At 72.9% G+C, this 12,357-nt stretch carries 11 protein-coding genes and 1 riboswitch; of the genes, 7 read left to right on the top strand and 4 right to left on the bottom strand.

From position 1 onward, the window contains the following. The first annotated feature begins 99 nt into the window (after window positions 1–99). Window positions 100–1,020 (top strand): lytic polysaccharide monooxygenase auxiliary activity family 9 protein, encoded by a 921-nt coding sequence (locus OO48_RS24210; RefSeq protein WP_033219762.1) that lies wholly within the window; start codon window positions 100–102, stop codon window positions 1,018–1,020. Between the two features lie 238 nt (window positions 1,021–1,258). Next, window positions 1,259–2,878 (top strand): cellulose binding domain-containing protein, encoded by a 1,620-nt coding sequence (locus OO48_RS24205; protein ID WP_033219760.1) that lies wholly within the window; start codon window positions 1,259–1,261, stop codon window positions 2,876–2,878. 108 nt (window positions 2,879–2,986) lie between these two features. On the opposite strand, the gene OO48_RS24200 is transcribed toward OO48_RS24205, so the two are convergent. Beyond that, window positions 2,987–4,501, bottom strand: a complete 1,515-nt coding sequence (locus OO48_RS24200) for an MFS transporter (protein ID WP_033219758.1) — start codon at window positions 4,499–4,501, stop codon at window positions 2,987–2,989. Window positions 4,502–4,807: 306 nt separating this feature from the next. On the opposite strand from OO48_RS24200, the gene OO48_RS24195 reads away from it, so the two are divergent. Beyond that, the gene (locus tag OO48_RS24195) at window positions 4,808–5,560 is read left to right on the top strand and encodes a TetR/AcrR family transcriptional regulator C-terminal domain-containing protein (protein ID WP_033219755.1); all 753 of its coding nucleotides are present in this window, start codon (window positions 4,808–4,810) and stop codon (window positions 5,558–5,560) included. Between the two features lie 237 nt (window positions 5,561–5,797). Further along, complete coding sequence (locus OO48_RS24190; protein WP_081952335.1) at window positions 5,798–7,105, top strand: carbohydrate-binding protein; 1,308 nt, start codon at window positions 5,798–5,800, stop codon at window positions 7,103–7,105. 183 nt (window positions 7,106–7,288) lie between these two features. Here OO48_RS24190 and OO48_RS24185 read toward each other — a convergent pair whose 3' ends face one another. Next, window positions 7,289–7,780 carry a F0F1 ATP synthase subunit B gene (locus tag OO48_RS24185; protein WP_033219753.1) on the bottom strand — a complete coding sequence of 164 codons (492 nt, stop codon included), beginning with the start codon at window positions 7,778–7,780 and terminating at the stop codon, window positions 7,289–7,291. A gap of 97 nt (window positions 7,781–7,877) precedes the next feature. Beyond that, window positions 7,878–8,393, bottom strand: a complete 516-nt coding sequence (locus tag OO48_RS24180; protein ID WP_033219785.1) for a DinB family protein — start codon at window positions 8,391–8,393, stop codon at window positions 7,878–7,880. Window positions 8,394–8,573: 180 nt separating this feature from the next. After that, window positions 8,574–8,680: riboswitch (ZMP/ZTP riboswitch) on the top strand. Window positions 8,681–8,711: 31 nt separating this feature from the next. Here OO48_RS24180 and OO48_RS24175 point away from each other — a divergent pair. The 3 genes from OO48_RS24175 to ppnP all read left to right on the top strand — a co-directional run bounded on the left by OO48_RS24175 (window position 8,712) and on the right by ppnP (window position 10,848). Further along, window positions 8,712–10,160 (top strand): glycine hydroxymethyltransferase, encoded by a 1,449-nt coding sequence (locus tag OO48_RS24175; protein WP_033219751.1) that lies wholly within the window; start codon window positions 8,712–8,714, stop codon window positions 10,158–10,160. Window positions 10,161–10,293: 133 nt separating this feature from the next. Then, on the top strand, window positions 10,294–10,449 hold the full coding sequence (locus OO48_RS36590; RefSeq protein ID WP_209439534.1) for a hypothetical protein: 156 nt from the start codon (window positions 10,294–10,296) through the stop codon (window positions 10,447–10,449). A 117-nt stretch (window positions 10,450–10,566) separates the two neighbouring features. After that, window positions 10,567–10,848, top strand: a complete 282-nt coding sequence (ppnP, locus tag OO48_RS24170) for a pyrimidine/purine nucleoside phosphorylase (RefSeq protein WP_033219749.1) — start codon at window positions 10,567–10,569, stop codon at window positions 10,846–10,848. 92 nt (window positions 10,849–10,940) lie between these two features. On the opposite strand, the gene OO48_RS24165 is transcribed toward ppnP, so the two are convergent. Next, the gene (locus tag OO48_RS24165; RefSeq protein WP_051732642.1) at window positions 10,941–12,257 is read right to left on the bottom strand and encodes an MFS transporter; all 1,317 of its coding nucleotides are present in this window, start codon (window positions 12,255–12,257) and stop codon (window positions 10,941–10,943) included. Between the last annotated feature and the right edge of the window lie 100 nt (window positions 12,258–12,357).

Genomic DNA, 12,357 nt, shown 5'->3' with positions numbered 1-12,357 from the left:
CCCGAAGAGCCGGACGGCCACTCCTCGCAAGCCACTGAAGGCAGAGAACCGTTAGCCACATCCGGCCCTCCCGGGCCGACCAACACCTTACGGAGAACCATGTCCCGGTCCCGCCGCCTGCTCGCCGCTTCCGCGGTGGGCGCGGGCGCCCTGGTCGCCACCGCCCTCGCCACCGGCACCGCCGGCGCGCACGGCGCCATGTTCGGTCCACCCGGCCGCATCGCGGCCTGCTACGCGGAAGGCCCCGAGACCCCGAAGTCCCAGGTCTGCAAGGACCTCGTCGCCGACAGCGGCACCCAGCCGCTGTACGACTGGAACGAGGTCAACATCGCCGGCGCCAACGGCCAGAGCCGGCAGATCATCCCGGACGGCCGCCTCTGTTCGGCCAACCGTGACAAGTACCGCGCCCTGGACTGGGCCCGCGCCGACTGGCCCGCCACCCCGGTGGCCGCCGGCGCGAAGAACTTCGACTTCCGGGTCACCGCGCCCCATCAGGGCACCATGAAGCTGTACATCACCAACGCCGGCTACGACCCCACCAAGCCGCTGAAGTGGTCCGACCTGGACCTGGCCGACCCGGTCGCGGTCTACGACACGGCGCGCACCTCGGACAACGGGTACTACCACGTCAACGTGAACCTGCCGCAGCGCACCGGCGGCCAGCTGGTCTACATGGTGTGGCAGCGCTCGGACAGCCCGGAGGCGTTCTACGGCTGCTCCGACCTCGACTTCGGGGGCGCCACCGCCGCCGCGGCCGGCCCGCTCGCCGCGGGCGCCCCGGCCGCGCCGACCGAGGCGCGGATCGGCGCGGACGCCGCCCGCTCGACCGTCTCGCACCACGGCCACGGCGGCGACCTCACCGCCGCCGAGGCGGTCGCGGCCACCTCCGGCACCGTGGCGGTGAACCGGGCCGGCCACGGCGACCTGCTGCTCGGCCTGGCCGGCGCGGCCCTGCTGTCGGCCACCGCCTCGGGTGCGTACCTGGCCCGCCGGATGCGCGGCGCCGCCGTCTCCACCTGACGGCCCATGGACGCCTGACCTGGTGTCAGGCGGGTGGCGCGGCCCCTTCCCCCACACTTCGGGGGCCGCGCCTTCCGTCGTCCCCCGATCGAGCCGGTCGCGCCCGGTCGAACCGTCAACTCCTCGCAAAACCGCAGGACTTCTCCTTGACGACCCAGATTGGTCTGGACCATCTTGAGTGCGCCCCACGCACCCGAGCACGGCCCCCATCCCCCACACCGCCAAGGAGGACTCGCCCATGAGGCGCGTCACCCTCTCCCTCGCCGCAGCCGCGGCCCTGATCGCCGCCCCGCTGGGCGCCACCGCCGCCGGAGCGGCCGGCCTGTCCGGCCTGACCGCCGACTACGTGGTCACCCAGAGCTGGTCGAACGGCTTCCAGGCCACGTACACCGTGACCAACCACACCAACGCCGCCGTGAACAGCTGGTCGCTCTCCTTCGACCTGCCGACCGGCGAGAGCGTCTCCAGCCTGTGGAACGGCACGCTCAGCTCGACCGCCACCCCCACCGGCACCCACTACACCGTGACCTCGCCGAGCTGGGCCGCCCCGCTGGCCCCCGGCGCCGCCGCCCCGGCGGTCGGCTTCGGCGTCACCACCGGCGCCGTGCAGAGCGCACCCGCCAACTGCACGATCAACAACCAGCCGTGCGCCGGCGCCCCCGCCGACGGCGCGGCGCCGTCCGTCCCCGGCAACCCGCACTCCACCGGCACCGGGCCGGGCAGCATCACCCTGGGCTGGACCGCCTCCACCGACAACACCGCGGTGGCCGGCTACCACGTCCGCGAAGGGTCCGCCGTGGTCGCCACCGTGACCGGCACCTCGGCCACCGTCCGCGGCCTGCTCCAGGGAAGCAGCCACACCTTCACCGTCAGCGCCTTCGACGCGGCGGGCAACGAGTCCGCGAACTCCGCGGCCGTCACCGCCGCCGCGGGCACCGGCACCAGCGCCGGCACCGCCGCCCCCTACGTGGACCTCGGCGCCTACCCGACCCCCAGCCTGCCCGCGCTCTCCGCCGCCAGCGGCGTCAAGGAGTTCTCGCTGGCGTTCATCATCAACGGCAGCCAGCCGTGCACGGCCAGCTGGTTCGGCGCGTACGACCCGGCCACCGGCTGGAACAAGGCCGACATGGACGCCGTCCGGGACGCGGGCGGCGACGTCCGCCCGTCCTTCGGCGGCGCCAACGGCACCGAACTCGCCCAGTCCTGCACCACGGTGGCCGCGCTGGCCGCGCAGTACCAGAAGGTCGTGGACGTCTACGCGCTGGACCGCGTCGACTTCGACATCGAGGGCACCGCCGTCACCGACCGCGCCTCGGTCGACCGCCGCTCCGCCGCGCTCGCCCAGGTCCAGGCCGCGCAGCGGGCCAAGGGCCGCGAGCTGAAGGTCAGCCTGACCCTGCCGGTGCTGCCCAGCGGCCTCACCGCGGACGGCGTCTACATCCTGCGGTCCGCCAAGGACGCCGGGCTCTCCGTCGACCTGGTCAACGTGATGGCGATGGACTTCGGCGACTGGGCCGCGCCGAGCCCGGCGGGCAGGATGGGCGCCTACGCGATCCAGTCCGCGCAGTCCACCCAGGCGCAGATCCGCTCCGTGTGGACCGACCTGACGGACGCCCAGGCGTACGCCGTGGTCGGCGTCACCCCGATGCTCGGCCAGAACGACACCTCCTCCGAGGTGTTCGGCCTCACCGACGCGCAGCAGCTGATCGCCTTCGCCCAGCAGAACCACCTCGGCGAGCTGGCCTTCTGGGAGATGACCCGGGACGCCAACGCGTGCACCGGCTCGCTGCCCAAGTGCACCAACGTCCCGCAGACGCCGTACCAGTTCTCGAAGCTCTTCGCGGCCTACCACGGCTGACCCCCTCTCTGCGGCGACAGCTGCAGCAGGGACGACGGCCGGGACAGCGGCCGGCGGCCCCGGAGCGATCGCGCTCCGGGGCCGCCGGCCCGCCCGCGTGCCGGAGCGTCAGACCGGCTGGTGCTCGCCCTCCTTGCGGAGCGCGCCCCCGTCTTCGGAACCGCCCTCCTCGGCGCCCTCGTGCTCGGGGCGGCCGTGCATCGGGAGCAGGAAGATCGCGGCGAAGACCACCACCAGCAGGCCGACCTCGGTCCACAGGGTGATCTGCTCGGCACTGGCGAAGTCCGCGGTCTTCAGCCGCTCGAAGAAGACGGTGCCCAGGATGGCGCTGCCCAGGGCCGCGCCGAGTTGCTGCACCGACGTCAGCGTGCCCGAGGCCGAACCGGTCTCGTGCGGCTCCACCGAGGCCAGCACCATGCCGAAGAACGGGGCCATCACCAGGCCCATGCCCAGGCCGCTGACCGTCAGCGCGGGCACCATCTGCCACGGCGTGACGCCGGCGCCTTGGCTGTGCAGGGTGTACATCAGACCCAGCACGCCGGCCAGCATCACCACCAGGCCCGCGTGCATCACCTTGCGGCCGTACTTCTGCAGCGCCTGGGAGGCGACGAACGCGACCACCATGCCGATCGAGGACGGGATGCCCGTCAGGCCGGACTTGAAGGCGCTGTAGTGCAGGCCGAGCTGGGTGTAGAGGCTGAACGTCAGCCAGAAGCCGGTCATCGCGGTGAAGAAGACCAGACCGAGCCCCATGCCGCCGCTGAAGCCGCGCTTGGCGAACAGGCTGGGCTCGACCAGCGGGTCGACCCCGGCCGCCTTGCGGCGCGCCTCGTACCAGCCGAACAGGCCGAACACCGCCACGCCGAGCGCCAGCAGCGCGAACGCCCACAGCGGCCAGTCCTGCTCGCGGCCCTGGACCAGCGGATAGATGACCATGGCCGCGCCGAGGGCGGCCAGCAGCGCGCCGAGCAGGTCGAGCCGGACCGTCCGGCCCTGTGCCTGGGCGGGGAGGAAGATCCGGCCGCCGACGAAGGCGAACAGGCCGAGCGGGATGTTGATCAGGAAGATCATGCGCCAGCCGGTGCCGGCCAGGTCGGCGTCGACCAGCCAGCCGGCCAGGATCGGGCCGCCGACCGTGGACAGGCCCATCACCGGACCGAACATGCCGAAGGCCGCGCCCTGCTCCTTGGGCGAGAAGATCTCCTTCATGATGCCCAGGCCCTGCGGCAGCATCACCGCGCCCAGCAGGCCCTGCAGCACCCGCGCGGCGACCAGCTGCCAGGGCTCCTGGGCCAGGCCGCAGGCCAGCGAGCCGAGGGTGAACCCGGCCGCGCCGATCATGAACATCCGGCGGCGGCCGAAGATGTCGCCGAGTCGGCCGCCGGTGATCAGGCCGATGGCCATCGCCAGCGTGTACGCCGCGCCGAGCCACTGGATAGTGGACTCGCCGCCGCCGATGTCCGCCCGGATCGCGGGGGCGGCGATGTTGGTCACCAGCGAATCCAGCAGGTCCATCACCTCGGCGGCGAGGATGACGAACAGCGCGACCCAGCGCCAGCGGTAGGGTTCGGCGGCGGCGCCGGAGGGCGGTGCCGCGGTGGTGGGGCCGACCGCGTCGGTCATGACAGCTCCTGTTTGCTACCAGGCGCGGAGGACGGGGCCGCGCGATGAACGGTGTTTCCTTGGACGAACACTGTTCTACGAGTCGAGCGCCGTTCCCGTCAAACGAATTAACCCTGACTTCTCCCCTAGCCGCCCCCGAGTCGACCCCGAGCCCGGCCCCGAGCCGGCCCTGCGACCGGTCCCGACCCCCGCCCCGAGCCGGCCCTGCGACCGGTCCGAGCGCGGGCGCTTCGCGCACCCGTCGAACGCCGTTCGCCCGGAGTACGATGATCGCCGGCGGAACGTTCAGCGAAAGCAGGTGGCCCGATGCCCGCGCAGATGCCCGAGATCCCGTGGCACAAGCCCCGCAAGGCGGAGCCGAGGCAGCCGCTCAGCCGCTCGCTGATCGTGGAGACCGCGGTGCGGGTGCTGGACGCCGAGGGCCTGTCCGGGGTCACCATGCGCCGGGTCGCGCAGGAGCTGGGCACCGGCCCGGCCTCGCTGTACGCGCACGTCTCCAACAAGGAGGAGCTGCTCGACCTGGTGCTGGAGCGGGTGACCTCGGAGATCCGGATGCCGGCCCGGCCGGAGCCCGGGCGGTGGAAGGAGCAGATCACCGAGATCTGCTTCGAGGCGCAGCGGGTGCTGACCTCCCACCGGGACGTGTCGCTGGTGTCGCTGGGCAGCATCCCGCTGGGCGAGAGCCAGTTGGCGATCACCGAGTTCCTGCTGGACCTGCTGCTCCAGGTCGGCCTGCCGCCGCAGGTGGCGGCCTGGGCGCTGGACGGGCTCGGCCAGCTGATCGACACCGACGCCTACGAGGCGTCCGTCTACGCGGAGCGGATCGCCCGGGGGACGGACATCGGCGAGTACTTCGGCCAGCTGCACAGCTTCCTGCTGGCGCTGCCCGCCGACCGCTTCCCGGTCCTGCAGGGGATGGCCGACACCATGCTGGCGGGCGGGGGGGACGAGCGCTACGCCTTCAAGATCGAGGTGTTCCTGCGCGGCCTGGAGTCCTACCTGCCCGCCGGTGCCCGCGCCGACCGGCACCGGCCGAGCCGCCACCGGCTCGACGCCTGACCGGTCGTCGACGAACCCGCACCACCCGCTTTGACCTGCGCTTTACCGCGACTTGACCGCGTCCTGAACCGTTCCGCCCGGGGTGTGACGGGGAGGGTTGACGGCGCCCCAGCACAGGTCTATACCAGTGGCAGTCACGTCAACCTCGGCTAGGCACCCGACCGTTGACCCGGCCGCGCACCCCCACCTTCCGCGCGTCCGGGCCACCGTCCTCGCCGCCTCCTGGAGAGGTCCTCGATGGAACGCGCACTTCCCCCACACACGCCCGAAGCAGCCCCGGCGCGGCGACGCCGTCCGCGCCGCACCGCCGCGATCGCCCTGTCCGTGTTCGGCCTGCTGGCCGGAGCCGTCTCGGCGGTCGCCGTCTCCGGCTCGGCGAACGCCGCGACCACGGGCGGACTCGGCTCCAACTGGTACGCCTCCGCGCCGTACCTGATGCCGGAGGACAACAGCCCGCCGGACGCCGCCGCCGTGATGGACGCCACCGGGCAGAAGGCGTTCCAGCTCGCCTTCATCCTGGCCCAGGGCAACACCTGCAGCCCGTCCTGGGGCGGGACGTCCTCGATCGACACCGACACCACGATGCCGGCCGTCATCCAGACCATCCGCAACAAGGGCGGCGACGTCTCGGTCTCGGTCGGCGGCTACGGCGGCACCAAGCTCGGCCAGACCTGCGGCACCCCGGAGGCGACCGCCGCCGCCTACCAGAAGGTCGTCACCAAGTACAACCTCAAGGCGATCGACTTCGACCTCGAGGAGCCCGAGTACGAGAACACCGCCGCGATCCACAACGAGATCGGCGCGGCCCGCATCCTGCAGCAGAACAACCCGGGCATCTACATCTCCATCACCACCGCGGGCACCAACGCCGGCACCGGCTGGTTCGGCACCCAGATGCTGCTGGAGGCGAAGTCCCAGGGTTTCACGCCGAACAACTACTCGATCATGCCGTTCGACGGCGGCTTCAACGGGGCGGCGGCGCAGACCGACGCGCTGGTGAAGTTCAACCAGCTCCTGCAGAGCACCTTCGGCTGGAACGAGGCCACCGCGTACGCCCACGAGGGCGTGTCGATGATGAACGGCCGCACCGACGCCGCCGAGTACTTCCGGCAGGCGGACTTCCAGACCGTGCTGGACTTCGCTACCGCGCACAAGCTGGCCCGCTACACCTACTGGTCCGTCAACCGCGACCGGCAGTGCCCCGGCACGGTCGACCCCGGCCTGTCCGGCGCCTGCTCCAGCGTGGCCCAGAACGACTGGGACTTCACCAAGTACACGGTGAAGTTCGCCGGTGCGACCCCGCCCACCAGCACCACCTCCCCGAGCCCGACCAGCAGCACCTCGCCGAGCACCGGGACCAGCTCCTCGCCGAGCACGGGCACCGGCACCTGCAGCCCGGCCTGGTCCGCCACCGCCACCTACACGGGCGGCAGCAAGGTCAGCTACAACGGCCACAACTACCACGCCAAGTGGTGGACGCTGAACGAGAACCCGGCCAGCAGCGGCCAGTGGGGCGTGTGGGCCGACGACGGCCCCTGCTCCTGAACCGCGCGGTTCCCGCACGGCCCTGAACCGGCGCTGAACCGGCGCTGAGTCGCTCCGGACCGCTCCGGACCGCTCCGGACCGCTCCGGGTCGCTCCGGGTCGCTCCGGAAACGGGCGGGCCACCCGGCCCCGAGCCTGAGCTCGTGGGCCGGGCGGCCCGCCCGTTTTCTCCCCGTCGGGGTCTCAGACCTCGGCGCGGTTGCGGAACTCCTCCGCGACGGCCCGGGTGGAGGGCAGGTCGCCGAGCGGTTCGCCGACCACCCGGGAGGCCAGCTCGGACGCCAGCTTGATGACGTCCTCGCGCAGTTCGGCCTCGGCCAGCACCTTGTCGGCGGCCAGCTGCACCTGCGCTTCGGCCACCAGCTGCTCGCGCTGCTGCAGCCCCTCCGCCCGCAGGGCGGCGACCAGGGCCGCGCCCTCCTCGGCGGCGGTCTGCCGGATGGCGGCAGCCTCGTGCCGGGCGGCGGCGAGCTCGGCCTGGAACTCCTGGCGGATGCGTTCCGCCTCGGCCCGGGCCGCCTCCGCGCGGGCGATGCCGCCGTCGGTCTTGTCGTGGCGTTCGGCGAGGGTGCGTTCGATGCGGGGCAGCAGCACCTTGCCGAGCACCCCGAAGAGGGCGAAGAAGACGATCAGTCCGAGGATCAGCTCGGGCACGTTCGGTTCGAGAGGTCCCATACCGAGTATGCTATCCGCTCATCCGACGATCCGTTCGGTCGGGGTCCGTTCCAGCGCCCTTGCCCGGCAAGGGACTTCGCCCGGCGGACCCGCCCGTTCAGCTCCCGCTCACCCCGTCGATGTGCTCGCGCAGCAGGTCGGCGTGCCCGTTGTGGCGGGCGTACTCGGTGATGACGTGCAGGTACGTCGTCCGCAGCGACTGCTCCTCCACGTGCGCGGCCAGCGTCTCGTCCAATCCGGCGCCGGCCACCGCGAGATCGGCGAGCCGCTGCTCCTCCAGCAGCGCCAGGTACTCCCGTTCGGCCTGCTCCGGTTCCAGCAGGTCGAAGTCGGCGTCCTTGTGGCCCTCCACGAAGTGCAGCGGCGGGACGCCCTGGTCGGCGAAGCGGATCCGGAACCACGTCCGCTCCACCTTGGCCAGGTGGCGCATCAGCCCCAGCAGCGAGAGCGAACTCGCGGGCAGCGGTCGCAGCGCGAGCTGCTCGCCGGTCAGCCCGGCGCACTTGTGCAGGAAGGTGGCACGGTGCCAGGCGAGGTAGCCGGGCAGCAGTTCGGTCTCGGGCGCGGTGAGCGAGCCGCCGGTGCGGGGGGTGGCGGGGACGGTCCATGTCATGTGCCCGATCATGCCGGGGTCCGCCCGGACGTACCAGGGGTTTTCCGCCGCGACCTCCCGCGCCCCTCCCCCTCCTGCGTCTCCTCCCTCTCCCGCGTCTCCCTCCCGGCTCCCCGTCCCAGCCACCGGAGCGGCATCCCCCGGACCCGCTGCGGGCCGGCCGCACCGGTTGGTAGCATCGCGGTGAGCCGTGACTGGCGCGCTGGGATGGAAATCACCATCGGGGAGCGGCTCCGTGCGGTGCCCTCGGGCACCGTCTGCTGTCGCCGTGCGCCTGGGCCGTCCGAATCGTCGTTCCGAACTACGAGGAGACCGCCCGTGGTCGAGTCCGTGTCCGCACACACCTTCGGCAGCCCCGCCGCCGACACCGCCTTCCGCAGCGCCCTGGACGTGGTGCGCGCCGTCGAACCCCGGGTCGCCGCGGCGATCTCCGGGGAACTGGCCGACCAGCGCGCCTCGTTGAAGCTGATCGCCAGCGAGAACTACGCCTCGCCCGCGGTGCTGCTGACGATGGGCAACTGGCTGAGCGACAAGTACGCGGAGGGCACCCCGGGCCGCCGCTTCTACGCGGGCTGCCGCAACGTGGACGCCGTGGAGGAGCTGGCCGCCGAGCACGCCCGCGAGCTGTTCGGCGCCGAGCACGCGTACGTGCAGCCCCACTCCGGGATCGACGCCAACCTGGTGGCGTTCTGGGCGGTGCTGTCGCAGCGGGTGGAGAGCCCGGCGCTGCAGCGCGCCCAGGTGCGCAACGTCAACGACCTGAGCGAGCAGGACTGGGCCGAGCTCCGCCGCGAGCTGGGCAACCAGCGGATGCTGGGCATGTCGCTGGACACGGGCGGCCACCTCACCCACGGCTTCCGGCCGAACATCTCGGGCAAGATGTTCGACCAGCGCAGCTACGGGACCGACCCGGGGACCGGGCTGGTCGACTACGACGAGGTGCGGCGGATCGCCCTGGAGTTCAAGCCGCTGATCCTGGTCGCCGGGTACTCGGCGTACCCGCGGCTGGTGAACTTCCGCCGGATGCGCGAGATCGCGGACGAGGTCGGCGCGACCCTGATGGTCGACATGGCGCACTTCGCGGGCCTGGTCGCGGGCAAGGTGCTGACCGGGGACTTCGACCCGGTGGCGCACGCCCAGATCGTCACCACCACCACGCACAAGTCGCTGCGCGGCCCGCGCGGCGGCATGGTGCTGTGCACCTCGGAGCTGGCGGAGTACGTCGACCGGGGCTGCCCGCTGGTGCTCGGCGGCCCGCTGTCGCACGTGATGGCGGCGAAGGCGGTGGCCTTCGCGGAGGCGCGCCGCCCCGAGTTCCAGGTGTACGCCCGGCAGGTGGTCGACAACGCGCGGGCGCTCGCCGAGGGCCTGCTGAAGCGCGGCGCCCAGTTGGTGACCGGCGGCACCGACAACCACCTGGTGCTCGCGGACGTCTCCTCGTACGGCCTGACGGGCCGCCAGGCGGAGGCGGCGCTGCTGGACTCCGGCATCGTCACCAACCGCAACGCCGTCCCCCGGGACCCGAACGGCGCCTGGTACACCTCCGGCATCCGGCTCGGCACGCCCGCGCTGACCACCCGCGGCCTGGGCGCGGCGGAGCTGGACGAGGTTGCCGAGCTGATCCACACGGTGCTGACGGCCGCCGCACCGGTCGGCTCCTCCAAGGCGCAGTACGCGCTGGACGAGGCCGTCCGCGACTCCGTCGCCAAACGCGCGGTCGACCTGCTCGCCGGGCACCCGCTCTACCCGGGCATCTCGCTCGGCTGATCCACCCGCCCCGCGTCCCCGTCCGGACGCCGGCCGGCCCGGCCCGCACCACCACCGCGGGCCGGGCCCACCCGCCCCGCGACGGCCGGGCAGCCTGCCTGCACCGGCCGGGCCCGACCGCGCCACCCGCCCGGTGGCCGCCGTCCACCTGCTCCGGGCGCTGCTCTCCGTCCGCTCCCACCACGGCACCCTGGACGAGCACCTGCGCGCGCACGGCGCCGGTCCCGCCGAACTCGCCGCTCTGCGCACCGCGTTCCGGCCCCTGCCGGAGGCCGCCACCGACCGATGACCAACCAGCGGACGCCCGCGGCGACCGGACGGCCCGCGCCGATAGGCTCGCCCCCGCCGCGGCCGGGCGCGCGACGCCCCGGCCGCCGTCCCGCACACCTTCCGCAGGAGAACGCGCATGCTCAAGGTCAACGAATACTTCGACGGCACGGTCAAGTCGGTCGCCTTCACCTCGGCCGACGGCCCGGCGACCGTCGGCGTGATGGCCCCCGGTGAGTACGAGTTCGGCACCGCCGCGCCCGAGGTCATGCACGTGGTCAGCGGCGCGCTGACCGTCAAGCTTCCCGGCGCCGACGACTGGCGGACCTTCTCCGCCGGCGAGCGGTTCTCCGTTCCGGGTGACAGCAAGTTCCAGCTCCAGGTCTCGATCGACACGGCCTACCTCTGCGAGTACCGCTGATCCCACCGGCCCCACCGCCACCTCCTCGGGTCCGGGTCCGGGGGGCCTGAAGGCTCCGAGGGGCCGATCCGCTCTCCCCGGTCGACGGCGCGTCAGCCGGTCGGCGCCTCGGCCGCCGCCCTCGGATGGGTCTCGTACATCCGTATCGCCACGGTGGCACCGGCCGCCGCGGTGAGGGCGGCGACGGCCCAGATCGCGGCGGTCAGGCCGTAGGCGTCGGCGAGGACGCCCGCGACCAGGGCTCCGATCGCGAATCCCCCGTCACGCCACAGCCGGTAGACACCGACGGCCCGGGCCCGCCAGGCCGGGTGGGCGACGTCCCCGATGACGGCGAGCAGGGTCGGGTAGACCAGTGCGGTGCCCGCGCCGAGCAGGGCCTGGGCCACCGCCCACACCGGGAAGGTGCTGCCGGCGGCGACCATGCCCAGGGCTGCGGCCTGGAGCAGCATCCCGGCGGTGATCAGGTGTTTGCGGCCGATGTGGTCCGACCACCAGCCGGTGAGCAGTTGCCCCGCGCCCCAGACCGCCGGGTAGAGCGCGGCGAGGATGCCGATCCGGCCCAGGTCCAGCCCGTGCGCGGCGTACAGCAGGGGGAAGACGCCCCAGGCGAGGGCGTCGTTCAGGTTGTTGATCATGCCCGCCCAGCTGGCGGCGGACAGCGCCCGGTCGCCGAGGCTGACGGTGCGCGCTATTCGGGCCGTGCCGGGACGGGCCTGTCCACCGGCCGGGTCCGGGTGCGCGGCGGCCTCGGCGCGGGCGTGCCCACGGGTCTCCCGCACGGCGGCCGCGGCCAGGCCGAGGCCGAGCGCGACGTAGGCCGCGCCGAGCAGGAAGGGGGCCGGGCGCAGCCCCCAGTGCGCGGCGATCGCGCCGGTGGCGGTCGCGGTACCGGCCACCGCCAGGTATCCGGCGGCTTCGTTGAGGCCCATGGCCAGGCCGCGGCGGGCCGGGCCGGCCAGGTCGATCTTCATGATCACGGTGGTGGACCAGGTGAGCCCCTGGTTGACGCCGAGCAGCACGTTGGCCGCGACGATCCACCCCCAGGTGGGGCCCCAGGCCAGCATGGCGGGGACCGGCAGGGCGATCAGCCACCCCGCGACCAGCACCGGTTTGCGGCCGTAGCGGTCGGAGAGCGTGCCGGCGAAGAAGTTGGTGACCGCCTTGGTCGCGCCGAACGCCAGGATGTACGTCAGCGCACCGGTGTAGGCGGACAGTTGGAACGTCCGGTCCGCGAGCAGCGGCAGCACCGTGCGCTCCTGCCCGAGCACGCCGCCGACCAACGCGTTCACCGCGACCAGTAGGCCGAACTGGGCGAGGTTGGCGCGCAGGCCGAGCCGGATCGGGCGGCCACCGGCCGAAGGGCTCGGCGGTACGGGGCGGTGTGCGGGGCTCCTGGTTTCGAAGGTCATGGGCGGTGCTCCTGGCTGGTGCGTGCGACGGCTCGCGGCTGGCGGGGATCCGCCCGTCCATACCTCATGCCATTCCGAAGATTCATGGACAACTGGATCA

Origin of the sequence: Kitasatospora phosalacinea (assembly GCF_000716545.1) — a bacterium.
GTDB classification, from domain to species: domain Bacteria; phylum Actinomycetota; class Actinomycetes; order Streptomycetales; family Streptomycetaceae; genus Kitasatospora; species Kitasatospora phosalacinea.
This window is presented reverse-complemented; position numbering and strand designations above follow the sequence as displayed.